Annotated in this window: 21 protein-coding genes; 1 reads left to right on the top strand and 20 read right to left on the bottom strand. The window is 60.0% G+C overall.

Going from position 1 to position 26,039, the window contains the following annotated elements:
• Positions 1-442: 442 nt before the first annotated feature.
• The 7 genes from JFU58_RS20200 to gabT all read right to left on the bottom strand — a co-directional run bounded on the left by JFU58_RS20200 (position 443) and on the right by gabT (position 8,794).
• Positions 443-1,633, bottom strand: coding sequence for an MFS transporter (locus tag JFU58_RS20200; protein WP_201141873.1), 1,191 nt, complete (start codon positions 1,631-1,633; stop codon positions 443-445).
• A gap of 852 nt (positions 1,634-2,485) precedes the next feature.
• Complete coding sequence (locus JFU58_RS20195; protein ID WP_201141871.1) at positions 2,486-3,832, bottom strand: OprD family outer membrane porin; 1,347 nt, start codon at positions 3,830-3,832, stop codon at positions 2,486-2,488.
• Positions 3,833-3,895: 63 nt separating this feature from the next.
• Complete coding sequence (locus JFU58_RS20190) at positions 3,896-5,101, bottom strand: DUF1624 domain-containing protein (RefSeq protein WP_201141868.1); 1,206 nt, start codon at positions 5,099-5,101, stop codon at positions 3,896-3,898.
• A 28-nt stretch (positions 5,102-5,129) separates the two neighbouring features.
• Positions 5,130-5,900 carry a DUF4198 domain-containing protein gene (locus JFU58_RS20185; RefSeq protein WP_242488289.1) on the bottom strand — a complete coding sequence of 257 codons (771 nt, stop codon included), beginning with the start codon at positions 5,898-5,900 and terminating at the stop codon, positions 5,130-5,132.
• Positions 5,901-6,254: 354 nt separating this feature from the next.
• Positions 6,255-6,743, bottom strand: coding sequence for an Lrp/AsnC family transcriptional regulator (locus tag JFU58_RS20180; RefSeq protein WP_003174918.1), 489 nt, complete (start codon positions 6,741-6,743; stop codon positions 6,255-6,257).
• Between the two features lie 45 nt (positions 6,744-6,788).
• Entirely contained in the window at positions 6,789-7,433 is a 645-nt protein-coding gene (locus tag JFU58_RS20175; protein ID WP_201141864.1) for a 2-haloalkanoic acid dehalogenase, read from the bottom strand.
• Between the two features lie 68 nt (positions 7,434-7,501).
• A complete protein-coding gene (gene gabT, locus JFU58_RS20170; RefSeq protein WP_201141862.1) occupies positions 7,502-8,794 on the bottom strand; it encodes a 4-aminobutyrate--2-oxoglutarate transaminase in 1,293 nt (430 codons plus the stop codon).
• Between the two features lie 193 nt (positions 8,795-8,987).
• Between gabT and JFU58_RS20165 the strand changes: the two genes are divergently transcribed.
• Positions 8,988-9,914 carry a 2-hydroxyacid dehydrogenase gene (locus JFU58_RS20165; protein WP_201141860.1) on the top strand — a complete coding sequence of 309 codons (927 nt, stop codon included), beginning with the start codon at positions 8,988-8,990 and terminating at the stop codon, positions 9,912-9,914.
• Positions 9,915-9,953: 39 nt separating this feature from the next.
• Here the strand turns inward: JFU58_RS20165 and JFU58_RS20160 are convergent, their stop codons facing one another.
• From JFU58_RS20160 to JFU58_RS20100, 13 genes are all read right to left on the bottom strand, one after another.
• Positions 9,954-11,036, bottom strand: coding sequence for a tartrate dehydrogenase (locus JFU58_RS20160; protein WP_201141858.1), 1,083 nt, complete (start codon positions 11,034-11,036; stop codon positions 9,954-9,956).
• Positions 11,037-11,062: 26 nt separating this feature from the next.
• A complete protein-coding gene (locus JFU58_RS20155) occupies positions 11,063-12,520 on the bottom strand; it encodes an NAD-dependent succinate-semialdehyde dehydrogenase (RefSeq protein ID WP_201141856.1) in 1,458 nt (485 codons plus the stop codon).
• A gap of 128 nt (positions 12,521-12,648) precedes the next feature.
• Positions 12,649-13,806, bottom strand: a complete 1,158-nt coding sequence (gene argE, locus JFU58_RS20150; RefSeq protein ID WP_201141854.1) for an acetylornithine deacetylase — start codon at positions 13,804-13,806, stop codon at positions 12,649-12,651.
• Positions 13,803-14,957, bottom strand: a complete 1,155-nt coding sequence (locus JFU58_RS20145) for an NAD(P)/FAD-dependent oxidoreductase (RefSeq protein ID WP_201141852.1) — start codon at positions 14,955-14,957, stop codon at positions 13,803-13,805. The genes argE and JFU58_RS20145 overlap by 4 nt, the downstream gene beginning before the upstream one ends.
• The gene (locus tag JFU58_RS20140; RefSeq protein WP_201141850.1) at positions 14,954-16,330 is read right to left on the bottom strand and encodes an FAD/NAD(P)-dependent oxidoreductase; all 1,377 of its coding nucleotides are present in this window, start codon (positions 16,328-16,330) and stop codon (positions 14,954-14,956) included. The genes JFU58_RS20145 and JFU58_RS20140 overlap by 4 nt, the downstream gene beginning before the upstream one ends.
• A complete protein-coding gene (locus JFU58_RS20135) occupies positions 16,312-16,620 on the bottom strand; it encodes a (2Fe-2S)-binding protein (protein WP_201141848.1) in 309 nt (102 codons plus the stop codon). Before JFU58_RS20135 ends, JFU58_RS20140 begins: the two co-directional genes overlap by 19 nt.
• Entirely contained in the window at positions 16,617-18,458 is a 1,842-nt protein-coding gene (locus JFU58_RS20130; RefSeq protein ID WP_201141846.1) for an ABC transporter ATP-binding protein, read from the bottom strand. The genes JFU58_RS20135 and JFU58_RS20130 overlap by 4 nt, the downstream gene beginning before the upstream one ends.
• A 1-nt stretch (position 18,459) precedes the next feature.
• Positions 18,460-19,335 (bottom strand): ABC transporter permease, encoded by an 876-nt coding sequence (locus tag JFU58_RS20125; protein ID WP_201141844.1) that lies wholly within the window; start codon positions 19,333-19,335, stop codon positions 18,460-18,462.
• Positions 19,332-20,288, bottom strand: coding sequence for an ABC transporter permease (locus tag JFU58_RS20120; RefSeq protein ID WP_201141842.1), 957 nt, complete (start codon positions 20,286-20,288; stop codon positions 19,332-19,334). Before JFU58_RS20120 ends, JFU58_RS20125 begins: the two co-directional genes overlap by 4 nt.
• Before the next feature lie 13 nt (positions 20,289-20,301).
• Positions 20,302-21,939 (bottom strand): ABC transporter substrate-binding protein, encoded by a 1,638-nt coding sequence (locus JFU58_RS20115; RefSeq protein WP_201141840.1) that lies wholly within the window; start codon positions 21,937-21,939, stop codon positions 20,302-20,304.
• Between the two features lie 81 nt (positions 21,940-22,020).
• A complete protein-coding gene (locus JFU58_RS20110; protein WP_201141838.1) occupies positions 22,021-23,295 on the bottom strand; it encodes an NAD(P)/FAD-dependent oxidoreductase in 1,275 nt (424 codons plus the stop codon).
• Between the two features lie 37 nt (positions 23,296-23,332).
• The gene (locus JFU58_RS20105) at positions 23,333-24,001 is read right to left on the bottom strand and encodes a haloacid dehalogenase type II (protein WP_201141836.1); all 669 of its coding nucleotides are present in this window, start codon (positions 23,999-24,001) and stop codon (positions 23,333-23,335) included.
• Positions 24,002-24,356: 355 nt separating this feature from the next.
• On the bottom strand, positions 24,357-25,829 hold the full coding sequence (locus JFU58_RS20100) for an aldehyde dehydrogenase family protein (RefSeq protein ID WP_201141834.1): 1,473 nt from the start codon (positions 25,827-25,829) through the stop codon (positions 24,357-24,359).
• Positions 25,830-26,039: the final 210 nt, after the last annotated feature.

The raw sequence follows: 26,039 nt of genomic DNA, 5'->3' as shown, positions 1-26,039 counted from the left end.
AGGCGCGCTGGGGCGAATTTTAAAGCCGCTAAAACTTGACAACGTCGAATGCGCTCATCTCTTCGCACAGCCTTCTCACGAGCGACCGCCTATCATGGTGGAGGGCGGGATTAACGATGGTCTTGAAATGCTTGTGAAAGCAGTTGCCCCCCCATTCCACGCTATGTCCGAAATAAACAGCTCGACATCCTCTCCTGGAACGACTCCGTAGCCTATTTTTTTGATCGTCGACTATGGTCATCTCCTGCCCCACGAGCGTAATACGTTGCGCCTGATGTTCGTTTATAGGCCATATCGAACGCTAGGTTGGGATTGGACGCACTTGGCAAGGGCATATTCTCTGCGTTCCGCGCCGCCGGTGACAAAGTCCTTTTTGACGGAACTATTGAGCAGTATCAGGACTAACCCCGTCATATCCATGATATCTCCGAGCTTTTAGGTATCAAGTAGTACGGTGGTAAATGAATGCAAGCCCAGCGCTCATAAGCGCAGCGGCAGCTCCAACTCCCAGCGGCCCGAAAACTCCGAGGTCATCTAGTGCAAGGCCCCCTACCAGCGCACCGGCGCCAATTGCGGCCTGTAAGACGAAAACCAGAAGCGCCGATAGACCTTCTGCGCGGCTTGTATCGATGTTCAGCATCAACGTTTGGGCGGCAACCGGTAACATGCCAAACCCCAATCCCCACGCCATTACGGCTGCGATGGCAAGCACGGGAGAGGCGCCCAGCAACAGCAATAACGAAACGCCGATACCGATCAGCATAGCAGTGGCAACAAACACACCTTTGATCGTGTGCGTGACTGCCCAACCGCCAAACAGATTCCCGAGAAAACCCGCCAGCCCGTAACCCAAGAGCACTGCACTTAATTGCGAGGCACTGACTTTTGGTACCGAGTTAAGGAATGGCGTGATGTAGGTATAGGCAGCGAATTGCCCGATAAAAACCAGGCCGACCACCAGCAGGCCTACCTGCACCCGTCGATTGCTCAATGCATCAAAGGCTTGGGCGATGCCCGTCGAACCATTCGCCGGCAAGTGAGGTAGAAGGACAGCCAATGCACCCACAACAAGTAGCGCAATGACTGATGCTGCTATGAAGACTTCGCGCCAACCCACCAAATGCCCTGCCAAGGTTCCCACCGGAACACCCGCGACCGTTCCTAGAGAAATACCCGACAGAATAATTGCAGTGGCCCGCCCGGCGTCTTTACCTGGTCGCATGCGTGGCCCCAGTGCCCCGGCGACAGTCCAGAAGCCCCCTACCGCGACGCCCAGCAATACCCGTCCTGCTAGCAGCAAATACATATCGCCCGCATAAGCCACCATCAAGTTCGATAGCGCCAGCAATCCCACCAGAGCCAATAACACCCGACGCCGATCTATTCGCCCAGCGATGGCTAGCGTTAATGGCGCTGAGATAGCGGCCAGAACGCCAGGGATAGTGATCATGAGGCCTGCCTGCCCGTCACTGATCTCCAAGTCTCGTGCGATATTCGGCAGGAGCCCGACGGGTAGAAACTCGGTGGTGACTAAGGCAAAAGCGCCTACCCCCACCGTGCAAACCGCGCTCCACGTGGAGGCGGTATCAGCCTGCGCTAAAAGCTGATGTTGGGTCTTGCTTGAGGGCAACATTTTAAGTGTCTCGGCTAATGAAAATTATCATTAAAAATACAGGTGTTGTTTAGTCGTGGCAAGCATGTCGTAGGTTTGTAGAACCTTTTAGATAAATGGCAGTAGTCATTACCCTGAGAGGGTAAGCAACACGGTGGGGTGGCTAAGGCGATTCTGGATGCGGAAGGTACCGCGTTGGAGTGGTTGCTTAATGCGCGCCTAGCCCTACCTTGAAAGCGACTAAAGTACCCATTAGATACGTGTGATAGGTCCCGATGCTAGAACTGCTGGACGAAAAAAAGGCGGACTAATATGGCCGCCAAAAGGGATGAACCGTTACGCCATTTCAGACATCCTGGAAATCGAGCCCAACTTTTTCGTTCGGCCATCCGCACCCGCCGACGTTAGACCGAGGCCAACTCGGTTGTGAGGAACATAGAGGTCTATGACGTGATCCAGAAGCCACGCACGCGGAAGTCTCCAGCAGATCGAAAGCCTGAATCGTTATTTTTTCATTACACACTTCGTTACGCTGATCAGTATAGATAGAGCCCAATATAAACTACAGGTGTATTATTAGTCAATAAGATAATTGTGAGCTTCTGATTTTTTGACAGCTCTCATGCCGCCTGACTTCAGGTTGGCGCGGGTGCCGTTAAAGAACTGATGAGTAAACAGGCCACTCGTATCTGACACGGGGTCGCTGCTCCGAGCATGGATAGAATTCAGAGGTGGTAACCCTACCCCTACCCTCCATGCATTTGCGCAATGGGATGGGCATAAAGGACTCATCCGATAAAACACATATTGATAATTGGCATTAGGTAAATTTGCACCGCATCGGCGGCCATGCCCCCCATCCACACGGCTCGCCTATAACAAGCGCCCTCCCAATGGATACTCGACAGCCAGGCGGATCTGGTTATCGTCCAGTTCGGCCTGGGCCGCATTGCCACGGTGCACCGCATGGCGCAGGGTAAACGCTAGGTTCTTCATTACGCCGGACTGCACTACGTAGCGCGCTTGCACGTCACGCTCCCAATGCTTGCCACCCTCGCCATAGCCCAGCCACTTGTAGCCGCCATTGGGGTCCATGTGGCTGCCGTCGATACCGCTGCCGCGCACGTACAACCCCCCGAAGGTCAGGCCTGGTACACCGTAGCCGGCCAGGTCAAGATCATAGCGGGCTTGCCAGGACGCTTCCCGGGGCGCGTTGAAGTCGGAAAGCGCGACAGCGTTGCTCAAGAAAATCGCCCCGCGGGTGACGTAGTCGTAAGGCGTATCGCCCGCGACCTTCTGATAACCGACACCGAAGCTGTGGGCGCCGAGCCGATAGGTCGATAGCAGGCTCCAAGAGGTGTTGTCGATGCGCCCGGACAAGGCTCTTCCTGTGTCCTGTGTTCGGTACAGGTTGAAATCCATGGACAGCGCCTGACCGGGAACCAGTGTCTGGGTGTAGATGGCTCCCAGGTAATGCTGCCGCCAGGTGTCTTCGTAGACGGCGCTGAACAAGCTGGCGCTCAGTCCCTTGATAGCGGTATTGCGGACCCCCAGCAGGTCAAAGCGATTGCCCTGTTTGCCATTGGAATAGTTGACGACAAATCCCCGGTCATGACTGGTAGCGTTGCGGTCAGTGCTCTCGTTGAAGTGCCCGGCATACATTATGGTGGCGGGTAGCTCGCGGCTGGTCAACAGCCACCCGGTGGCCGTTTCGGGTAGCAGGCGGCTGTCGGACGAACCAAATACCGGGGTTTTCACCCGCTGCTCGCCGTAACGCAGTTCTGTCGAAGAAAACCGCAGCTTGGCTACCGCGCCGCCACGGCTGAATTCGTCCTTGGGATGGCCGTCATTGTCCACGCCCAGCAGCCGTGCCTTCCCGGCACGCCCGCCGCCGCTGTCCAGTTTCCAGCCGGAATAAACGTGGGCGTCAAGGCCGAAGCCGACGGTACCGGTGGTAAAGCCGGAGGTGTAATCGACCATCGCGCCATATGCCCATTCTTCTGCGAGGTCACTGCGCTGGGCCCGGGGCTTGTAGGCGTTGCGCGCACCATTGCTCAGTGCGCCGTGCTTGTAGTCGCGGCGGTCATAGACGCTGCGGTTGAGGAGGCTCCACTGGCTGTCCTCGACAAAGCCCTTGGCGATGTCTTGTTCTGCGGCCAAGGCGAGCAGGGATTGCCCTCCCAATGCCAATAGCAGGGTGTGGGTCGATAGAGTCTTCACGGTTTGGCTCCAGAACGCTTGAGGCCTGGGTGTTCCGCCGAGCGGGGAACACCGTTGGGCACCTCAGAGGTATTTGAGGATCGCGATGTCGCGACGGCGCTGTTTTAGGTTGGCAAACCAACGCGTCGGGAAGAACAGCAACACCCCAAGGATCACGCTCCACAACCACACCATCGGCAGGTCGTCAAAGCCATAGTAAGTACCCTGGTTGGTACCCCAGATTGCCAGCGCAACCAGGTACATGGCCTTGAGTACGTAGAGGTGCAGCAAGTAGAAAAACATCGGTGCCCCGCCGTAGATCGCGAGGGTCGCCGTTAATCCGCGGTCCTGCCATTTCTCGAACAGTGCCAACAACAGCAGCGACAGGGCCAGGGTTGGCATCAGGAACATCAGCGACGGCGGGTATTTCTTCGCGCTCATGAAACTCATGAACGTACGCAACGTGTCACCGGTCTGCACCCATGGCTTCTCGCCGTAGACGTTCAGGTAACGGATAAACACAAACGCCACCAGCAAACCAGCGCCCAGCTTGACCAGCCGGGATATACGCTCGGCGGGCGGCATGTCCTTGCCGAACCAGGGGCCGATGCCCCAGCCCAGCAGAATCACGCCAACCCACGGCAATATCGGGTAGGTGGTGCGCGCCCGGGTGAACTCGGTGATATCGATAAACACCCGCTGATGCAGAATCGACCACGGCACAAAGAACGGCGATTCCGGCCCCACGGTCACGCCATCCAGCAGGTTATGCCCGGCGACAATTGCCACACCCAGCACCACCAGCCAGCTGCGCTTGAAGTGCAGCAACCCGGCCAGCACAATCATGCATAAGCCAATGCACCAGATCACCTGCAACCATAATGTCTTGGGCGGTAGCTCGGCATTCCAGGCAAAGCACACGAAGGTGATTTCCAGGAACACCAAGAACACGCCGCGTTTGAGCAGAAATACCGATGTCTCGCGAGCGCTGTGTTTCTGGCTATAGAGCCAGGCCGACAGCCCGGTGAGGAAGATAAACGCCGGCGCGCAGATCTCGCTGAGCATACGGGTGAAGTACAAGTCTGGGGTAACGCTCAGTGCATCGATCGGGTCGGTGACCTGGCGGTGCAGTAAAAAGGTTTCCCGTACGTGGTCGATGAGCATCAAGAGCATCACGAAACCACGCAAGGCATCGATGGCCAACATCCGCGTGGCGGCCGTGATTTTACTGCGGACAAGCGCCGGGGCAACAGTGCCCGCCTGACCGGCCAATCCTGAAGAAAGGGTCATATCAATCACTCATGAAGGAGGCAATGAATCAGGCCTGTTTTTTCAGCCTGGCGACTTCCGATGCCGGCAGTTGCGACGGCGCCCGAGGTAATGGGGGTTGACCCTGCTGCCGGTAAAACGACAGCGTGGAGCTGAAGCGTTTGACGTCAAACGCCTCGGCCTTGCCCTCAAGGTTCACACGTTCGCCAGGGCTGTAGTCCTGGTATTCCACTGCCACCACGTACGTGCCTTGCCATGGCAATTCAAAGCTGACCTTGCCGGTGACGTCGCTGCGCTGGCTGAAGACTTCACCGGATGCGGTTTCCAGCACCACGTTCTGGTCCGCCAGCGGCCTGGATGCGTAGAACACCTGGAACTGTGCCCTGCCAGTATCGGCGACGCCTGTAGGCACGATGTCCAGCGTCAGTTCCGGGGGGCGGGCGCGCAAGTCGCCGACCCAGCGGGTGGCAGGCGTCCAATAGGCCTTCAGGGTCTTGCCGGCCTCATGCAGATCGAAAATCGGGTAGTGCAGGTCCCTTGCGAGCAACGAGTCATCGCGACTGGGTTGCTGAGCGAGGGCGAACGCCTGACGCTGCAAGGTAAGGCTTAACGGCGCAGACCTGTCGGCCATCGACCAGGCCTTGAGCTGCTTGAATCGGTCCATTCCCCCCGGCGTCACTTCCAACATATTCTTGTCGTATTCCCCGTAATACAATGCCAACGGTTGACCGGGAAGTTGTTCGTACCAGATCTGATGCGCCTCGCTGGTGGTTGCCAGCATGAACGCACCGTAGCCCAACAGTGCTTTTGCGTTGCTCATTCGCATTTTTTTCGCTCCGATTGGTGGTGTTCAACGAAAAGCTGCTGCGGCTTCAACCGAGGTGTAAACACCGCACAACACTCCGCTCCCTCACTCTGGACGCATTACAACGCAGGCACTTTTGCGCCTCGCGCCGAATTACGCGCATACGCCGGGGCAGATGACTGTTTTAAAGGCTTAAAACAGTGCTTTATGCGGATTGCGTCGATATGAGGCGTTAATCGGCGCCCATGCGTGAACGTGTCCAATCAGGGTGCAACGCCAAGGTGCCGTGAGTAGCCGATTACCAAGGCGAGACTGCCCGAACCGCCTCTTCTGGAGGCAGCGCAGGGGGCCTTATGCGGTGGGTTTGTTTCAATGGCGCAGCAGTTTGCGCAGAGGGACGCCGTCTTTAAGCACGGGCGACTTGATGACGATGTAGCTGAAATACTTGGAAATGCCGATGTTCTTGTCCAGCAGGCTCTCGACCACTTCCTGATAGTGCTGAATGCTGCGCGTCATGAAACGCACTAGGTAATCGTAACCACCGCTGATCAAATGGCATTCGAGCACTTCATCCACCAGGCGAATGTTGGACTCGAACTTAGCGAAGTCTTCACGCTTGTGGTCGCTGAGGGTGATCTCGGTAAACACGGTGACCGAATCGGTAATCTTTGCCAGGTTCAAGTGCGCCTTGTAGCTGGAAATATACCCGGCCGACTCTAGCCGCTTGACGCGTTGAAGGCATGGGCTGGCCGATAAGCCAACGGCGTCGGCGAGGCTGACGTTGGTCATCCGGCCGTCCTTTTGCAGCTCGACCAGAATGCTGATGTCAATACGGTCCAGTTTTACTAGCCCTTCCATTGCGTACCTCTCGACTGCCATTTGTAAGACAATCTTCTAGCAAAATCAGCGCCGTAAAGACAGCTGATGCTGAGCTACCAGATCCGCCATGCTGTTGATGCAGTAATCCGCCGCACACGGAGCGGGCTGCCTGGCACGGTGGCGGCCAATCAAACAGCGGTCCAGCGCCACCGTAGTACCGACTGAGGCTCGCGTCACATGCAGGACTGGCTCTGCTTGCAGCGCTGGATGATTGAGCCATTCGGGGTCTTCGGCCAGGGAAATGAAATCTTCCAGCGCGATCCCCAGGCGCTCACATAACAGGGTGCGATCCCCCGCATCGCGGTCCCCGCGCACCAGCAATCGGTAGAACTTGCGCAAGTAAAGCATAGCGCCTGGCGCGTCCTCAAACAGTGACCAGTTGGCGGCTGAGCGCGCAAAACTCATGCCCTCCTCCCAGCTGGCCTGCAAGCCCCAGCCCGCAGCCAATTGCCGATGGGCAAAGCACAACACACCACTGAAGCCTAGCTCAGCGAAGCGTGGGTATAGCGCCGCCACCACCGTATTGTATTCGGCCAACACCTGCTCTTTTTGCGGCTGGCCGCCACGACTATCGAGCAACGGCTGCAAGGCCGTCCAGACGCCCGAATCCCGGTCCACCAGCACTTCGTCGCAATCAATCAGCAATGCTCGATACTTTGTCAGCCCCATGGTGGGTCAAACCTCCAATGATGCATTTTATTCACCCGTGCTCCATAACGGCCCGCGTCGGCCCTGGCTCAGTTCAAGACCCGTGCCAAAGCCCCCTCAAGAATCTGCAATGCTTCGTCGACCTGGGCCTCGGTGGCAACCAGGGGCGCCAGGAAGCGCAACACGTTGCGGTACACACCGCACTTGATCACCAGCAAACCACCTTTGCGCGCTTCATCGATCAGCCGCTGATTGAGATCGGCGTCTGGTGTGCGCGCCTCGTCGTTCTTAATCAGCTCGATGGCCAGCATGAACCCGGTGCCACGCACATCACCGATTTGCGGATGACGGCTGCGCAAGCCCAGCAACCCCTGACGCAAACGATCGCCCAACGCTTCGCCGCGTTCCAGCAGCTGTTCTTCCTCGAAGGCATCGATCACCGCCAGCGCCGCAGCGCAAGACAAGGCATTACCGCCATAGGTACCACCCAAGCCGCCGGGCAACGGTGCGTCCATGATCGAGGCTTTACCGACCACACCGGACAACGGCAAGCCGCCGGCCAGGCTCTTGGCCACAGTGACTAGGTCGGGTTGGATGCCGGCGTGCTGAAAACCGAACCACTTGCCTGTGCGGCCGAAACCGGTCTGGATTTCATCAAGGATCAGCACGATGCCGTGTTTTTCTGTCAACGCGCGCAGGCCTTTGAGGAACGCCACCGGCGCCGCGAGGAAACCACCGTCGCCCTGCACCGGTTCAATAATGATCGCAGCGACCCGCTCTGGTGCCACTTGGGTCGCGAGCAGTTCGTCGAGTGCCGCGAGCGCCATGTCGCTCGTGACGCCGCGATAGGCATTCGGATACGGCGTATGGAAGACCTCCGGTGCGAACGGCCCGAAGTTCTGTTTGTACGGCTGGCTCATGCCGGTCAGCGTAGTACCTAGCAAAGTGCGCCCATGGAAACCGCCACGAAAGGCAATCACTGCCGAACGGTTGGTGTGGGCGCGCGCAATCTTCACTGCGTTTTCCACGGCCTCGGCGCCAGAGGTGAAGAACGCAGCTTTATGAGCCTCCTTGCCACCGATCATTTCGCACAGGCGCCGGGCCAGGTCTAGATAAGGCTTGTAGGCGACCACCTGGAAACACGCGTGGGCGACCTTTTGCAACTGCGCCTGCACCGCCGCGACCACTTTCGGGTGGTTATGGCCGATGTTCAACACGCCGATGCCGCCGACAAAATCCAGGTACCGCTTGCCGTCCACATCCCATAACTCGGCACCCTGGGCGCGATCGATCACCAAGGGGTGAGCGGTGACCAGCCCGCGGGGCACGAATTGATCGCGCTGTCGGAGCAAATGAGGGGTTTCGTCGACTTTGCTATTCATGGCATTTCCCATCGTGAGTCCGGCAACCGGAAGGTGGTTGCGATGGTGTTCAGGTTACGACGTGTACGAAACGAACTAAGCCGAACTTGCCCCGTGAGAGATTCGGATCGACTGTTTTGACCCTGCCTTTCAACAGATCCTGCGCCAGACTTGAGCGATGATGAATGCTCCCTCTACCCGACAGGAAATGCCCATGGCCTTGCTCTACAAAGCGGACCCGGTGCGCGGCCGACACTGGCAGGCACTGTTCGCCGAACACGCACCGGATATTCAGTGGCGCGCCTGGCCAGATATCGGCGCCCCTGACGAGATCGAATATCTGGCCGCCTGGCAGGCCCCGGATAATCTCGAACAATTGCTGCCCAATCTAAAAGTGCTGTTTGCCCTGTCGGCCGGGATCGATCAACTGGACCTCGACCGCTTGCCGGCGCACTTGCCGGTGGTGCGCCTGCTGGACCCGGGCATCACCCGCAGCATGTGCGAGTACGCTAGTTGGGCCGTGCTCAGCCTGCACCGGGATATGCTGCGTTACCGCCAGCAGCAGACAGCACGCTGCTGGCAGGCACATTTACTGCAACCGGCGGTGAACCGGCGTGTTGGCGTAATGGGGCTGGGAGCCCAGGCGCAGCAGATTCTGGTCACCCTCAAGCCCCTAGGTTTTGCCTTGTCGGGCTGGGCCCGCAGTGCCCACCAAGTACCAGGCGTGGACTGCTACGCCGGCGAACAACAACTGCCCGCCTTCCTCAGCCAGTGCGATATTCTGCTGTGCGTACTGCCGCTGACGGAGCAGACCCAAGGCATTCTCAACGCGCAGTTATTCGCCCAACTGCCACGGGGCGCAGCCCTGATCAACATGGGTCGTGGCGGGCATCTGGTGGAAGACGAATTGCTTGAGGCGCTGAACAGAGGGCAGCTCAGCGGCGCGGTGCTGGATGTGCTGCGGGAAGAGCCGGCACCGGCAGATCATCCCTTTTGGTCCCACCCGCAGATCGCAGTGACGCCGCACATTGCAGCAATGACCCAGCCACAAACGGCTTTTGGGGTGTTGTTAGAAAATATTCGGCGCCACCAGCGCGGTGAACCGATGGTGGGTGAAGTTGATCGGCGCCAAGGGTATTGAGGAAACCGGCGATGCTGGGCATCGCCGGTTTTTGGGTGCCTAGCGCAGCTTCCCGGCAATCGCCAGCCCCACGTCCTGAGTCGAACCCTTCCCGCCCAGGTCCGGGGTAATCGGCCCCTCGCCAATCACCTCTTCGATAGCCCGCAAAATCCCATCGTGCGCCGCGCGGTAACGTTCATCCCCGTTACCCAGGAAGTCCAGCATCAACGCGCCGGACCAGATCATCGCAATCGGGTTGGCAATGTTCCGCCCGTAGATATCCGGTGCCGAGCCATGCACAGGTTCAAACAGCGACGGAAACCGCCGCTGCGGATCAAGGTTGGCTGAAGGCGCAATTCCGATGGTGCCTGCACAGGCTGGCCCTAGGTCGGAAAGTATGTCGCCAAACAGGTTAGACGCCACCACCACATCAAACCGGTCCGGCTGCAGCACAAACCGCGCGCACAGGATATCGATGTGCTGCTTGTCCCAGGTAACCTCTGGGTAATTCGCAGCCATCAACGCCGTGCGCTCGTCCCAGTAAGGCATGCTGATGGAAATCCCGTTGGATTTGGTCGCTGCAGTCAGCCGTTTACGCGGCCGGCTCTGTGCCAGGTCGAAAGCGAACTTCAGAATCCGGTCCACGCCACGGCGGGTGAATACCGATTCTTGCAGCACGAACTCATGCTCGGTGCCTTCAAACATTTTACCGCCGACCGAGGAATACTCACCTTCGGTGTTCTCGCGGATCACCACGAAATCGATGTCTCCAGGTTTGCGCCCAGCCAATGGGCAAGGTACGCCGGGAAACAGCCGAACCGGGCGGATGTTCACGTACTGGTCGAAGTCTCGGCGGAACTTGAGCAACGAGCCCCACAGGGAAATGTGGTCCGGCACTTTGTCTGGCCAGCCTACGGCGCCAAAGTAGATCGCGTCGAAACCCTTGAGCTGTTCGAACCAGTCGTCGGGCATCATCTGTCCGTGTTCCAGGTAGTAATCGCAGTGCGCCCAGTCGAGCACTTCAATGCTTAAATCCAGCTGCCATTTCTCCGCGGCCTGCTCCAACACCCGCAACCCTTCCGGCAGGACTTCCTTGCCGATACCGTCGCCGGCAATCGCGGCGATTCTGAATGCCTTGCTCATCAATCGTGACTCCCAATGTCTTTGAATTACAGCCCGCCTATGTGGAAGGCTTTGACTTCAAGGTATTCATCCAGGCCGTACTTGCTGCCTTCTCGGCCCAGGCCTGACTGCTTGATGCCGCCGAACGGCGCGACTTCCATCGAAATGATGCCGGTGTTGAGCCCTACCATGCCGAACTCCAGCGCCTCACCGAACCGCCATGAACGGCGCAGGTCCTGAGTGAAATAGTAGGCGCCCAGGCCATAAGGTGTAGCGTTGGCCAGCGCCAGGGCTTGGGCTTCATCGGTGAACCGCATCAACGGCGCGACCGGGCCAAAGGTTTCTTCGTTGGCCAACAGCATGCCGGCGTGGGTGTCGCCCAGGACAGTGGGTTGCACGAACTGGCTGCTGCCCTCGGGAATGCCACCGCAAAGCAACTGTGCGCCCTGGCTCAGCGCATCGTCGATGTGCCGGGCGACTTTGTTAACCGCCGCCGTGTTGATCAGCGGGCCGATGGTGACACCGGTGTCGAGGCCATTGCCCACCTTGAGCTTGGCCACCTCTTCTACCAGCCTTTGAGCGAAGCGTTCGTAAATGCCGTTTTGCACCAGAATCCGGTTGGCGCAAACACAGGTTTGGCCGGCGTTGCGGAACTTGCTGAGCATAATCCCGGCCACGGCCTGTTCCAGGTCCGCGTCGTCAAACACAATGAACGGGGCATTGCCGCCCAATTCCAGGCTCAAGCGCTTGATGTGTTCGGCACTCTGGCGCATCAACAAGCGGCCGACGGCCGTTGAACCGGTAAAGGAAATCTTACGTACCGTCGGGTTGCTGGTCAATTCTTCGCCGATGCCAGCGGGCATGCCGGTCAAGACGTTGAATACCCCGGCCGGGATGCCGACGCGCTCGGCCAACACCGCCAGGGCCAATGCCGACAACGGCGTGAGGTCGGACGGCTTGACGATGATCGGGCAACCTGCCGCCAGGGCTGGCGCGCACTTGCGGGTGATCATTGCGTTAGGAAAATTCCACGGTGTGATCGCCGCGCAGACGCCCACCGGTTGCTTGAGGGTCAGCAAGCGACGGTCGCCGCTGGGGGCCGGCATGGTTTCGCCGTAGACCCGCCGGGCCTCTTCGGCGAACCATTTGACGAAGCCGGCACCGTAGCGGATTTCACCCTTGGCTTCGCTCAGCGGCTTACCCTGCTCACAGGTCATGATCAGCGCCAGGTCGTCGAGGTTGTCGATCATGGCCCGGTACCAGCGCTCCAGCAGCGCCGCACGTTCGGCTGCCGGGCGTGCGCGCCAGGCGGGCCAGGCCTTGTCAGCGGCCTCTACGGCCCGGCGGGTTTCCGGGCCCTGCATGGCCGGGACCCGGGCGATCAATTGGCCGCTGGCCGGGTCGATGACGTCCAGGGTCGCGGCATTGTCGGCGCCAATCCACTGCCCGTTCACATAGGCGAGTTCTGCCAGAAGGCTGGGGTCTTTCAAACGATTCTTGAGCATGGTCGAGTCCTGATCCGAGACAGTCTCCAGTCTAGGCAGGTGCCGCGGGTGAGGATGCTGAAAGCACGCTTCCAGCAGTGTCGCGTGCTGAAAATCAACCCGGGACGGCAGGCTCTACCAGCACGCGCTTAGCCTTTCAACGAACCCAGCAACCCTTGCAAAAAGCGCTCGCCGGCTTCCATCTGGCTGATCTCGACAAACTCATCCGGCTTGTGCGCCTGCTCGATGGAACCCGGCCCGCACACCACCACCGGCACATCCAGACGCTGCTTGAACAGGCCGCCTTCAGTGCCGAACGAGACTTTCGAGGTGCCCGTGTCCGGCGCCGCAAATTGCTTGAGGAAGCGCACCGCTTCGACACTGGGATGCGTGTCAAGACCCGGGTAGACGTTGACGGTTTCAATCTCGATGGCCGCCACGCTGGAGAGCTTCTGCGCCTCACGCACGATCACTTCGGCGCGCTCGCGCATCTGGTCCAGGAACTGATCGAGGTCGTCGGCCGGCAGGTTGCGCACCTCAAAATCCAGGGTGCACAGGCTGGGCACGATATTGAGGGCCTTGCCGCCGACAATCTGCCCGACATGCACGGTGCTGTAGGGCACGTCGTAATCGTTGTCCTGGGCGCCGTGGCGTTGCAACTGCTGCTGGCTCTCGCGCAGGGCGGCGATAAAGTCACAGGCGACGTGGATCGCATTCACTGAGCGCGGCGCCAGTGATGAATGGGCTTCCAGGCCACGGCAGTAAGTGCGGTAAGAGCCTTTGCCCTTGTGGCCCAACACAAACTGCATATTGGTCGGCTCGCCGATCATGCACAGAAACGGACGCACCGGCGCCAGGTGCAACACGTCAAGCAAGCGCCGCACGCCCACACAACCGATCTCTTCATCATGGGACAACGCCAGTTGTAATGGGCGGCTCAAGCGATGGTCTGCTGCATCCAACATCGCGTCGATGGCCAGGGCAATAAAACCCTTCATGTCGCAACTGCCGCGACCATAGATTCGCCCGTCCTGCACGGTGGCGGCGAAGGCTGGAAAGGTCCAGGCCTGCCCCGCCGCCGGCACCACGTCGGTGTGTCCGGACAGCAGCACGCCGGGCTGGTCTTTGGGGCCGGTGCTGGCAAACAGGTTGGCCTTCTTGCCGCTTTCGTCCCGCACGATCAGCGACTCGATACCCTTGGTCAACAACAGGTCGCGTACGTAGTCGATCAGAGCCATGTTCGACACCGACGAAACGGTGTCGAAGGCCATCAGTTGTTTGAGAATCGCGAGAACGCGGGGTTTCATGAGGCCTGGCTCCGTTGTGCGGCAGAAAGGGCAAAGCGGGTGATGGAGAACGGCTCGATCGGGGTGCTGGTGCTGCCGGTGCTGAGCAACTCGGCCATCACATCGCCGACCCCAGGGCCTAATTGGAAGCCGTGGCCACAAAAACCAAAGGCGTAGAACAGGCCATCGACGGTTCCGCTGGGCCCCATCACCGGCAACGAGTCCGGCAAGTAGCCTTCGATGCCGCTCCATACGCGGATAATGTTGAGGTTGCCTACACCTGGCAACAGGCGGCGCATCTGATTGACCTGGTTGAGAATACTGCGCGGCTCGACCTGAGCGCGGCGGTTGAGCATGTCCGGTTTGCTGCGGTAACCGCCGCCGATGACGATATTGCCCCGGGGAATCTGGCGGAAGTAAATCACTTCCTCAGGGATCTTGGTGTACACGCCGATCACGGTCGGCAAGGCATACGGCACCGGCTCGGTAACGGCCATTTGCGGGCCATGGGTATCCAGCGGCACCGGTTCGCCGAACTGCGCGGAGAGTCTCTGCCCCCAGGCACCCGCGGTGATCAACAACTGTGCGGCATGGAACTGGCGGCCGTCGGTGGTGGTGACGTGAAAATCGCCACCCACCTTCTGTACCTCGGCGACCTCGGTGAGCTCCTCGATCTGAGCACCCAGGCGCCTCGCCGCGCGGGCAAACGCCGGTGCGGCCAAGCGCGGGTTCGCGTGGCCGTCGTGGGGCGCATAGGAGCCGCCCTTGACCTGCACGCCAAGAAAGCCGAAGCGTTGGCGCAGTTCGGCGCCACGATAGATTTTCAGGTCCAGTTGCGCCGCTTCAGGCGCAGCGGCGTAGGCCTCAAGTTCAGCGATTTCATCTTCTCGATAACACACACGCATGTGCCCGCTGGCGATGAATTCCAGGTCGTCGTCGATCAGTTCGGGCAAGCGTTTCCACAGCGCCCAGGAACGGTTGGCCAGGGCCAATTGGCCGAGGAAGCGCCCTTGCCGGCGCACGTTGCCGAAGTTGACGCCGCTGGCATATTGGCCGATCTGATCGCGCTCCAGGAGGATCACCGACTGGCCACGCCTGCGCAGAAAAAATGCGCTCGCCGCCCCCATCAGGCCACCGCCCACAATCACCACGTCTGCTTTTTGCACGGTCATGGAGCGACCTCCTCGGTGAGCATCGACAGCGGTTTGACGGGTGCCTGGCCACGCTGGCGGCCCACCTCCCGCACCTGGACATCAGCAGCGGCCGCGATCACTTCCGCCCCGGCCTGGGAGCAATAACGGCCCTGGCAACGGCCCATGCCGACCCGGCTGAACGCCTTGGCCCGGTTCACTTCGCAAGCGCCTTTTTCACTGACTGTGCGACGCAACTCGCCAGTGCTGATCATCTCGCAACGGCACACAATCGCACTGTCAGGCAGGGCCTTGGCCTGCTCGCTAGGCCAAGGGAACGCCTGCGCCAGGCCGAGGCGAAACTGGTCCATTACTTCCAGCGCCTGGCGTTGCGCGTCCCGCAGCCCGATATCGAAAGGTTGCTTCAAATCCTCCAGCAGGGTCAGCGCCACCAGGCGCCCAGCATGCTCGGCCGCATCGGCGCCGCGAATTTTCGAACCGTCGCCGGCCGCGTATACACCCTTGACCGAAGTACGTCCGGCGTCATCCACTGCCAGACACCATTGACTTGAAGGCTCATCGAACGCCATCTTGCAGCCGGCCAGGTCTCCCAGTTGAGTTTCCGGGCGCAAGTGATAACCGACCGCCACAGCGTCGGCCTCGACTGTCAGGGTTCGCCCTTTGGCGGTGCTGAACCGCACACCGCTGACGCCGCTTGCGGCATCCCCTAGGACCTGCAACGGCTTGATTCCCAGGTGCACTGCGACCTTGGCCCGGTACAGCTGTGCCAGCAGCTTGATTCCCGTGAACAGCAAGCCGGGGCGCGCCAGCAGCTTGGGCAAGGCTTTGATACGTAGGCTCATCGGCGACGTATCCAGTACCGCCGCCACGTTCGCGCCCGCTTTTATATACTGGCTGGCGACCAGGTACAGCAAAGGCCCGCTGCCCATGAACACCACGTTATGGCCAATTGATACTGCCTGGTTTTTCAGCGCGATCTGCGAACCACCGAGGCTATAGGTACCCGCCAGTTGCCAACCTTCGATGGGCATCAAGCGGTCGGTAGCGCCGGTGCATAGGATCAGTGCGTCGTAATCCACCGTGCTGTGTCGGCCCTGGCTGACGCAGCACAATTGCCCCGGTGTGAGGTTCCACACCAACGTGTCGGGATGGTAATCAATGGCGCCGCGCAGGCGATCGAAACTCTGGTGCAGGTCCTGGGCCTTGGCGGCTTCACTGCCGTACAAGGTCGTATAGTCGCGGGTAAACCCTTCGGGTTGGCGCCGATAGATTTGCCCGCCGTCGCGGCGATTTTCATCGATCAGGATCGGTGTGATACCGGCGCTCACCAGGGTCTCTGCACAACGAACACCCGCCGGCCCAGCGCCCACTATGACTACCCGTGCAATGGCCATGTTGCCTCCGGTTGTGTGGTGACAATATCCAGGCCCTCGCGGACCTCATTAGAGCAGGCACGCAGCCGTTCGCCGTTGCGGGTCCACACCCAGCAGTCCTGGCAGGCACCCATCAGGCAGAAGCCTGCGCGACGACCGGTGTCGAACTCCGACTGACGTAACGTGTTGCCCTGCGTCAGCAAGGCCACCATCAACGTATCGCCCTGCAATGCGTTGATGGGTGCGCCATCCACGGTCAGGCTGACCGTCGGCCGGCCCTGCTCGGCCATCCTCACAAAACGCCCTTTCATGCATAGGCTCCCAAAGTCATGGTGGTAATGCCCTGCTGAGTCTTCAGCAATTGGGCCGTGTCGTGATGGCAGAGGATTTCACCACCGTTCTCCAGGCTGCGGCGGCTCGGCGCGGTGAGGTTGCACAGGCCGTCGACCCGCACCGGGCAGCGATTGAGGAAAGTGCAGAGTTCCTGCACGTTGGCGCGTACGCCAATGGGGGGCAACGCGCCACCGGTGGCGCCACAGCTTTCCAGCCAACCTTGGCGCAGCTCAGGCACCGAATGAATCAACACGTCGGTGTAGGGATGAAACGGCGGCTCGGCAAACGACTGGCGGCTGCCGGCCTGAACCTTATGGCCGCTGTACATCACCACAATGTCGTCGCACAGCGCACGTACCGTGGAGATGTCATGGCTGATAAACAGGTAGGACACGCCCAGCTCCTGACGCAAGTCGCGCAGCAGTTCGAGAATCGCCGCGCCCACCACAGTGTCCAGGGCCGAGGTCACTTCATCGCAAAGGATCAGGTCGGGCTTGGCGGCCAGCGCCCGAGCCAGGTTGACCCTCTGCTTCTGCCCACCAGACAGCTCATTGGGGCGCCGCTCGGCCATTGCGCGGGGCAGGCGCACCAGGTCGAGCAGTTCGCCAATGCGCGTTTGCAGCGCCGCGCCTTTGAGGCCGAAATACATTTTCAGCGGCCGACTGAGAATGGTCGCCACGCTGTGCATAGGGTTCAGTGCGGTGTCGGCATTTTGAAACACCATTTGAATCCGTCGGAACTGCTCGGGGCTGCGCTCGGACAGGCTCGCGCCCAAAGGCTGGCCATCGAATGTCAGCCCGCCGAGGGCCGGGGTCAGCAGCCCCGCAACCACGCGGGCCAGGGTCGACTTGCCGGAGCCCGACTCGCCGATCACCCCAATGGCCTGGCCGCGTCGCACGGTAAGGTCGATATCTTCGAGTACCCGGATCGACGGCATGCCTTGCAGGTTCTTGTTGCCATAGCCGGCGGTGAGGCCGCGGATGGTCAGCAGCGGTACATCTTCGGCAATCCCGCAAGGCGGACGGATGGTGGTGTCGGGGCGCGCGGCCGCCAGCAGGCTGCGCGTGTACTCATGGGTCGGGGCTTTGAGCAGCGGCGCAGTGGCGCTCTGTTCGAAGATCCGCCCACCATTGAGCACCACGATCTGGTCGGCCATCTGCGCCACCACGGCCAGGTCGTGAGAGACATACACCGCCGTGGTGCCCCGTTCGCGCACCACACGTTTGAAGGCACGCAACACGTCAATCTGGGTGGTCACATCAAGCGCTGTGGTCGGCTCGTCGAGCACCACCAAAAGCGGGTCGCTGATCAGCGCCATCGCCGCCATCACCCGTTGCAGTTGCCCGCCAGAGACCTGATGCGGATAGCGTCGGCCGATGCGTTCCGGGTCTGGCAGCGCCAAGTCGCGGAATAGCCCGATGGCTTTGGCTTGCAACTCGGCCCGGGTGCCCAGGCCATGGATCAACGCGCCCTCCACTACTTGGTCGATGAGTCTTTTCGCCGGATTGAACGCCGCCGCCGCGCTTTGCGCGATGTAGGACACCCGGTTACCGCGCAGGCCTTGTAGCTGCTTTTCGTTCAGGGCAAGCATGTCGTGATCGCCAACCTGCACCACACCGCCGGACAGGCGGCAGCCCCGCCGCGCATAGCCGAGTAACGCCAGGGCGATGGTGGTCTTGCCCGAGCCGGACTCACCGATCAACGCGAGGACCTCGCCTTTTTTAAGAGAAAAACTCACCCCTTTAACGATTTCAACCTCGCCACGCTCACCACCGGCGACCACACGCAGGTCTTCAACGCGAATCAATTCACTCATTTCAATGGCCTCCCATGCGTCGACTACGCCGGGACGACAGATGGTCGATCAGCAAATTCACACCAATGGTCAGCGTGCCAATGGCCAGCGCCGGAATGATGATGGCCAGCGCGCCCTGGTTGAGGCCGCCGATGTTTTCCCGTACCAGGGAGCCAAGGTCCGCGTCCGGCGGTTGCACGCCCAGGCCCAGAAAGCTCATGCCGCTGAGCAACAGCACGATGTAGCCGAAACGCAACCCGAGATCGGTCAATACGGGGTTGAGCATATTCGGCAGGATTTCCATGCACGCCACGTACAACCGGCGCTCGCCTCGGGTACGGGCGACTTGCACGTATTCCAGGGTTTCAATGTTGACCGCCATGCTGCGAGCAACGCGGAACGCACCCGGGATATAGCTGATAACGGCGGTGCAGATCAGCAGCGTCACTGACGATCCAAATGCCGACACCATGATCAGTGCAAGCATTTTGCTGGGGATCGAAATGAAGGCGTCCATGATGCGGCTGATGATTTCGTCCAGCCACTTGGGCGCGACCACCGACAACAGCGCAGAACCGGTGCCCAGGGTGCTGGCCAGTAACGCCGCAACCAGCGCCAGCCCGACGGTGAACCGGGCGCCCACCAACACACGGCTAAGCATGTCGCGGCCCAGGTAATCGGTGCCAAACGGGTGTGCGAGGCTAAAGCCTTCGAAGATGTTATCGGACACCACTTCACCCACGGGATGTGGCGCCAGCCAGGGGCCAAACAGTGCCACCAGCAACCAGGCCACACACACCATCGCCCCCACCAGCCCCAACCAGGACGGACCGCTGGAGACTTTGGCGAGTGCCAGGGCTGAGGACACAGGCTTTGACTTCGCAATGAGATTGTTCATTGGTTTCTCAGCCTCGGGTTGGACAGGATTGCGCAGAGGTCGGCGAGCAGCACCAGGCCCAGGTAGGCCGCGCAGAACAACATGGTGCAAGCCTGCACCAGCGCCATGTCGCGGTTGGTCACGGCATCGACCATCAAGCTGGCAATGCCGGGGTAGTTGAAGATGGTTTCGACGATCACCACCCCGCCCAACAGGTACGACAGGCTCAGGGCGATGGCGTTGGCAATCGGCCCGATGGCATTGGGCAAGGCATGGCGCAGCACAATACGTATCGGGCTGACGCCTTTGAGGCGCGCCATTTCGACGTAGGGGCTGTCGAGCTGATCGATCACCGCAGCGCGCGTCATGCGCGCCATTTGCGCGACGATGACGCAGCACAGCGTCATCACCGGCAAGGCATAGGTACGCATGAATTGCAGGGGTGAGGTAATGTCGCTGGCATAAGACAGTGCCGATAACCAACCGAGGTTGACCGCGAAAATCAGCACCGCCAGGGTTGCCACCAGAAACTCCGGCACCGCGACCATCGCCAGGGTGACAAAGCTCAGGCAGCTGTCGATGCGCCCACCCCGGCCCATCGCCGAGCCGATGCCCAGCACCAGCGCCAACGGCACCGAGACCAGCGCCGTGGCACCCGCCAACATCAGGGTGTTGGGCACTCGCCCCGCCATCAATTCACCCACCGGCATCGCGTTGGACACCGACACCCCCATGTCGCCGGTGAGCAGGCTCATCAACCAGTGCAAGTACCGCAACACACCGGGCTGGTCCAACCCCAGCTTCAGGCGCAGTGCCGCCACCTGTTCCGGGGTCGCGAACTGGCCAAGGGATTGCTGCGCAGCATCCCCCGGCAGTACTGCCGTGATCGCAAAAACGACCATGGACACGATCAACAAGGTCACCGCACCGGCACCAAAGCGCCGGCAGATCAACCACAGTGTATGGCTATTCATCGCACTGCCCTCCTCAAGCGTCCAACCACACCTGCTCGGCGAACATGTAACCCATGAAACCACCCAGCGGGTTGGTGTCGTAGCCTTTGACGCGCTGGTCGACGCCGTCGATGTTGCTGATAAATACCGGCACGCCGATGCCACAGTGGTCGTGAACCAGGGTCTGCATATCGCCGTACATTTTGGCGCGCTTGGCGTCATCGGTCTCGCCACGGGCCAACATCAGTAACTGGTCGAACTGATCGTTCTGCCAGCCGGACTCGTTCCACGGCGCCTTGGACTGGAAGAACTGCGAAAACATCACGTCGGCATTCGGCCGAGGGTTGATGTTGCCGAAGCTCAACGGGTGCTTCATCCAGTGGTTGGACCAATAGCCGTCACTGGGCAGGCGGTTGACGTCGAGCTTGAGCCCGGCCTGTTTCGCCGACTGCTGCAACAGCACGGCGATGTCCACCGAACCGGTCGCAGCGGGTGACGCCATCACGGGCATGGTGATGCTTTCCATACCGGCTTTCTTCAGCAGGAACTTGGCTTTTTCCGGGTCGTAGACCGTCTGCGGCAAGTCGGTGTTGAAGTAGCGCGAGCCCGGTGCAATCGGGTGATCGTTGCCGACCACGGCAAAGCCACGGAACACTGCGGACTTGACCTGCTCACGGTCCAGCAGCAGCTTCATCGCCTGGGTGAATTCCGGGCTTTTGCCGGGCAACTGATCCTGGCGAATGATCAAGTCAGTGTAGTTGCCGGACGGCGCATCCACGACCCGGTGTTTGGCACTGGCAGCGATACGTGTGGTAGAACGTGGGTTGACCTCGTTGATCATGTGTACGTCGCCCGACAGCAGCGCGTTGACCCGCGATGGCTCGTCGGCGATAGCGATAAACTCGATTTCGTCCAGGTACGGCAAGCCCGGTTTCCAGTAGTTCTTGTTGCGCACGGCAATCGAGCGCACCCCTGGTTTGAACTCGCCAACGGTGAACGGCCCGGTGCCAATGCCTTTATTGAAGTCGGTGGTGCCCTCGGGGACGATCAACAGGTGCGACACCGCCAGGATCGACGGCAACTCGGCGTTTGGTGCGCTGAGACGAATCTGCACTTCGTTCGGGCCGCTGGCCTTGATCTCAGCAAACTGCTCCATCAACGGCATGACCTTGGAGCCGGTGAGCGGGTCCTTGTGCCGGTTCAGGGTGAACACCACGTCGGCGGCGCTCAGGGTCTTGCCGTTGTGGAAGGTCACGTCTTTGCGCAGGGTGATTGTCCACAGGGTGGCATCGGTATTATCAATACGCTCGGCCAACTCCAATTGCGGCACCAGGTGCTTATCGAACCGGGTCAGGCCGTTGTAGAGCATGTAGTGACGTACGTAGTCGGTGGACAGCGCACCTTTTGCCGGGTCGAGAGTGTCGGCGGTGGAACTGGACATGCCGGCGACGCGAATCCGCCCGCCCGGTTTGCCTTTGCCCTGTGTCGCGGCCTCGTCGGCGAACAGCTTGCCGGCGGTGCCAAACAGACTGCCTGCACCCGCGGCTGCTACGCCCGCTACACCGAGCATTTGTAGTGCGTTGCGGCGTGACATACCACGATTAAGGCCTTCGAACACGCGCAGGCTTTCCTGGCCGGAGATCAGGGGTGAGTCGATCTTGTTGTCAGTCATATCAGTTGAACCTGTCGAGAAGGAGAAGGCTCCGGTTATCCGGGGCGTTGAAACGCAAACGACGGACGCCACAACATCAACTCAATGCAAATAGTCCTGGACGCGGTAATAGGCGCCCACGAGCGGCAAGAACCAGGGTTTGCCGAAGTGCCCGGGAATCGCCGGCCAGTCGAGGTCGCGCCAAGGGTTGGCCAGGGCGTTACCGGCCATCACCTCGGCCATTACCTGGCCCATATGCACCGACATCTGCACCCCATGGCCGCTGTAGCCCATGGAGTGATAAACCCCGCCGTGCTGGCCGGCCCTTGGCAATCGATCGGACGTCATGTCGACCAGCCCACCCCAGCAGTAGTCAATTTTTACGTTGGCCAGCGCCGGAAAAATCTGCACCATGGCGGCTTGCAGGACCTTGCCGCTCTTGGCGTCGTTGACGCTATCAGACATCGCAAACCGGGCACGGCCGCCGAACAGCAAGCGGTTGTCAGGCGTCAGGCGGAAGTAGTTACCGATCATGCGGCTGGTAACATAAGCTCGCCGACCGGGCAGCAACTGATCGATCAACGACTTCGGGAGTACTTCGGTGACAATGACGAAACTGCCCACGGGCACGATCCGCCGCCGGTACCAGCCCAATCCGCCGTGCTGACAGGTGCCGGTGGCCAGCAAGATCTGGCTGGCGTGTAGCGCCCCCTTGCCGGTGTTGACCTGATAGCCACCAGCTTGAGCTTTCCAATCCAGCACTGGGGTGCCTTGATGGATCAACGCGCCGTGACGCGCAGCCGCTTGGGCCAACCCGACACCGAAGCGCCCGACATGCATCTGCACACCGTTTCGCTGCAGCAAACCACCGTAGAATTGCGTCGAATCGACTTCATCACGAGTCTGCTCGGCTGACAGCAACTCAACGTCAGCATCGACTTCCTTGCGGATTAATTCACACGTGCGCGCAAGGCCTTCGTAATGCATGGGCTTGGCTGCCAACTTGAGCTTGCCGTTGCGGATCAGGTCGCAGGCGATCCGCTCCTGTTCCACCAGCGACACCACACTCTGCACCGCGCTTTCGTAGGCCTGATAATAAGCCCGTGCCTTGTCGGCACCCAGGCTAGCGCTGAGGCCGGCGTAATCCTGTGCCACACCGGTATTGCATTGGCCACCGTTGCGCCCCGAGGCTTCGCCGATCACCCGCCCGGCTTCCAGCACTACCACACTGGCGCCCTTCAATGCCAACGCCCGCGCGGCCGCAAGCCCTGTAAAACCACCACCGACGATGGCCACGTCGACCTGCCCAGGCAGCGCGCCTGGCTGTGCACCGGTAAAGGCCGGTACGGTGTCGAGCCAGTAGGATTCATTGCCCATGTCTAACCCCTTTTGCCGTCAAGAGAGCCGTTAGGACTTAAAGACCCACCAACGCAGCCAAACCACCGATATCGGTGATCTGCTGATAGCCGTAGAAGGCATTAGCCGGGACTTCGTGACCGCGGGCAACGAAGGCCTTATTCTTGATCTTCATGTCGTGGGCCGGCATCAGGTCATAACGGAAGCTGGAGGACACATGCAAGATGTCTTCCGGGCCGCAGTTGAGGTTGTCTAGCATGTACTCGAACGCCGCCAGGCGCGGCTTGTAGGCTTGAGCCTGTTCCGCGGTGAAGACCCTGTGGAACGGTGCGCCGAGCTTGTCGACGTTGGACATGATTTGGCTGTCACTGGCGTTGGAGAAAATCACTAGTGGGATGTTGTCGGCAATCTTCGACAGGCCGGCAGGTACATCCGGATGCGGGCCCCACGTAGGCACGGCGTCGTAATACAGTTGGCCTTCTTCGCGGTATTCAATGCCCCACCGTTTGCAGGTGCGGGCCAGGGCGGTCTTAAGTATTTCGTCGTACGGCATCCAGTCACCCATGACCTGGTCCATCCGATAGGCCGAGAAGTCCTTGACGAACTGATCCATCTGCTCAGGCTTGATCCGATCGGCGAAGATCTCACGGGTCATGGTGCCCATGTGGAAGTTGGTCAGCGTACCGTAACAGTCGAACGTAATGAATTTGGGACGGAGAAAGCTCATTGAGTGCGATCCTGAAGTTTGTTGAATGTGACCAGCGTTCGCTGACCTGGCGGCGCGAAGGCCTCGTTGCAGCACAGGTTCATTACACCACTGTGAATTCAGCATATGACGTCTAAAAAGCCCTAAGCTCAATACAAACCACCGTTTTAGCGGTCGGCGTCAGCAGAGTTTGCGGCGCGCTCCAGGCTTGGGCGAACCCAGTATTTATGCGCTTTTATGGGCCTCATTGATGGCTAAGGGCTCAAGAATGGGGTTGGTGACGGCAGAAACTATTGTGCACACCGTTTTTTTGTTGGGAGTGGGTACATATCCGATTCCAGCGTCACGGATATGTACTTTTTACCTGCGCTTCCTGTCATCCCTCGATATCAATTAATACGCTCTTGAAGCGCAGATTCGCCTCAAACGCCTCCCGCCCCAAGTCCTTGCCTATTCCCGATCGTTTATAGCCACCTGTCGGCAGAATGTAATCATTACTGCGACCGTACCGGTTCACCCACACCGTCCCCGCCTCCAGTCGCCGTACCAACCGTAGCGCGCGGTTGATATCCGCCGTATGTACACCAGCCGCCAACCCGTATGTGGCATGCGCGGCAAGGCTCAGCGCCTCTTCCTCGGTACCAAACCCTTGTACCGTCAACACTGGCCCGAAGATTTCTTCACACACCGCGGGGTTCTGATTATCCAGCCCGGCCAGCAACGTCGGCCGGTAATAGGCACCCCCCAACCCGTCAAACAATCCACCTCCGGCGAGCACCTCAGCACCAGCCTGGCGTGAACGCTGGACTATGCCGTCAATACGACTGGCCTGCAGACGGGAAATGATCGGCGTTAACGTGCTGTCGTCCGACCATGTCGGCCCCGGCTGCAACGCCTCAAAATAGCCCTGCAAGTGGGCGATGAACGGCTCCATGATCGATCGCTCGATTAACAGCCGCGAACCCGAGACGCATACCTGGCCAGCATTTCCGGTAATCGCCAGGGCTACGGTGCGAGCAGTCCTGGCAATGTCCGGTACATCGGCAAATACCAGTTGCGGGCTCTTACCCCCCAGTTCCAGCGTCACCGGTTTCGGCCCCGTCAACGCGCAGGTGGACATGATGCTCGAGCCGGTCGCCGTCGAACCAGTGAAGGTCACCTTGGCGATACGTGGATGCCTGCACAATGCATCGCCCGTCACCCGGCCGTCACCCTGAACCACATTGAAAATCCCGGCGGGTATCCCCGCCTGTAGTGCCAGTTCGGCAAACCGCAGGCTGGAGAACGGTGTGAGCTCCGACGGTTTAAGCACCACGGCATTACCCGCCGCCAATGCGGGGGCGACTTTCCATGACGCCATACTTAGTGGGAAATTCCACGGCGCGATGGCGGCAATCACACCATAAGGTTCGGCAATCTGCAGGCCCAGGCGATCGGTCTGGGTTGCGGCAACACTGCCGCCGTGCTTGTCCGCCAGCTCGGCAAAAAAGCGAATGCCTTCGGCGACATAGGGAATGTCCCAGGCAATTACATCTTTATGCGGACGAGTCGAGCCCACCGCTTCCAACGGTGCTAGCACCGCGGCGTCGGCCTCGATCAGATCAGCCCAGCGCCGCATCACCCGTGCCCGCTCCCTGGGCGGGCGGCTAGCCCAATCACTGCGCGTAAATGCTTGCCAGGCATTCTCGACCGCTTCGTCCACCTGTTCGGCATCTGCAATCGGTAGGTTGGCATATACCCGGCCATCTGAAGGGCGGACCACCTCCAGGCCAGGGGCGGCATCGCGGTATTGGCCGCCAATAAAGTGGGCGCTGCGCACAGCAATAAGTCGGGGGTCGAAGCTGTCCATGGGGAACTCCAGAAAGGTCACGGCGCGTCACAAACGCTGGCCCCCATCGTAAGAAAAAAAACCTGGCATTTGCTGCTGACCTCGCAAGGCAATTAAGTAGGAACTGTGGTCTGGCGCCCCCCGAGCACGAGGAATCTGCCGAATGTGCATACCCCCCTTGCCAGCCCTTCGGGCAGGTGGGATACAGGCACTCCAGTGATGCAAAATCAG

It is taken from the genome of Pseudomonas sp. TH34 (assembly GCF_016650865.1).
In the GTDB taxonomy this organism is placed as follows: domain Bacteria; phylum Pseudomonadota; class Gammaproteobacteria; order Pseudomonadales; family Pseudomonadaceae; genus Aquipseudomonas; species Aquipseudomonas yamanorum.
This window is presented reverse-complemented; position numbering and strand designations above follow the sequence as displayed.

Coding starts and splice junctions, on each gene's coding strand:
- JFU58_RS20200 (WP_201141873.1), bottom strand. CDS start 1,633: ATGTTGCCCTCAAGCAAGACCCAACATCAGCTTTTAGCGCAGGCTGAT.
- JFU58_RS20190 (WP_201141868.1), bottom strand. CDS start 5,101: ATGACCCTTTCTTCAGGATTGGCCGGTCAGGCGGGCACTGTTGCCCCG.
- JFU58_RS20185 (WP_242488289.1), bottom strand. CDS start 5,900: ATGAGCAACGCAAAAGCACTGTTGGGCTACGGTGCGTTCATGCTGGCA.
- JFU58_RS20180 (WP_003174918.1), bottom strand. CDS start 6,743: ATGGAAGGGCTAGTAAAACTGGACCGTATTGACATCAGCATTCTGGTC.
- JFU58_RS20175 (WP_201141864.1), bottom strand. CDS start 7,433: ATGGGGCTGACAAAGTATCGAGCATTGCTGATTGATTGCGACGAAGTG.
- gabT (WP_201141862.1), bottom strand. CDS start 8,794: ATGAATAGCAAAGTCGACGAAACCCCTCATTTGCTCCGACAGCGCGAT.
- JFU58_RS20165 (WP_201141860.1), top strand. CDS start 8,988: ATGGCCTTGCTCTACAAAGCGGACCCGGTGCGCGGCCGACACTGGCAG.
- JFU58_RS20160 (WP_201141858.1), bottom strand. CDS start 11,036: ATGAGCAAGGCATTCAGAATCGCCGCGATTGCCGGCGACGGTATCGGC.
- JFU58_RS20155 (WP_201141856.1), bottom strand. CDS start 12,520: ATGCTCAAGAATCGTTTGAAAGACCCCAGCCTTCTGGCAGAACTCGCC.
- argE (WP_201141854.1), bottom strand. CDS start 13,806: ATGAAACCCCGCGTTCTCGCGATTCTCAAACAACTGATGGCCTTCGAC.
- JFU58_RS20145 (WP_201141852.1), bottom strand. CDS start 14,957: ATGACCGTGCAAAAAGCAGACGTGGTGATTGTGGGCGGTGGCCTGATG.
- JFU58_RS20140 (WP_201141850.1), bottom strand. CDS start 16,330: ATGGCCATTGCACGGGTAGTCATAGTGGGCGCTGGGCCGGCGGGTGTT.
- JFU58_RS20135 (WP_201141848.1), bottom strand. CDS start 16,620: ATGAAAGGGCGTTTTGTGAGGATGGCCGAGCAGGGCCGGCCGACGGTC.
- JFU58_RS20130 (WP_201141846.1), bottom strand. CDS start 18,458: ATGAGTGAATTGATTCGCGTTGAAGACCTGCGTGTGGTCGCCGGTGGT.
- JFU58_RS20125 (WP_201141844.1), bottom strand. CDS start 19,335: ATGAACAATCTCATTGCGAAGTCAAAGCCTGTGTCCTCAGCCCTGGCA.
- JFU58_RS20120 (WP_201141842.1), bottom strand. CDS start 20,288: ATGAATAGCCATACACTGTGGTTGATCTGCCGGCGCTTTGGTGCCGGT.
- JFU58_RS20115 (WP_201141840.1), bottom strand. CDS start 21,939: ATGACTGACAACAAGATCGACTCACCCCTGATCTCCGGCCAGGAAAGC.
- JFU58_RS20110 (WP_201141838.1), bottom strand. CDS start 23,295: ATGGGCAATGAATCCTACTGGCTCGACACCGTACCGGCCTTTACCGGT.
- JFU58_RS20105 (WP_201141836.1), bottom strand. CDS start 24,001: ATGAGCTTTCTCCGTCCCAAATTCATTACGTTCGACTGTTACGGTACG.
- JFU58_RS20100 (WP_201141834.1), bottom strand. CDS start 25,829: ATGGACAGCTTCGACCCCCGACTTATTGCTGTGCGCAGCGCCCACTTT.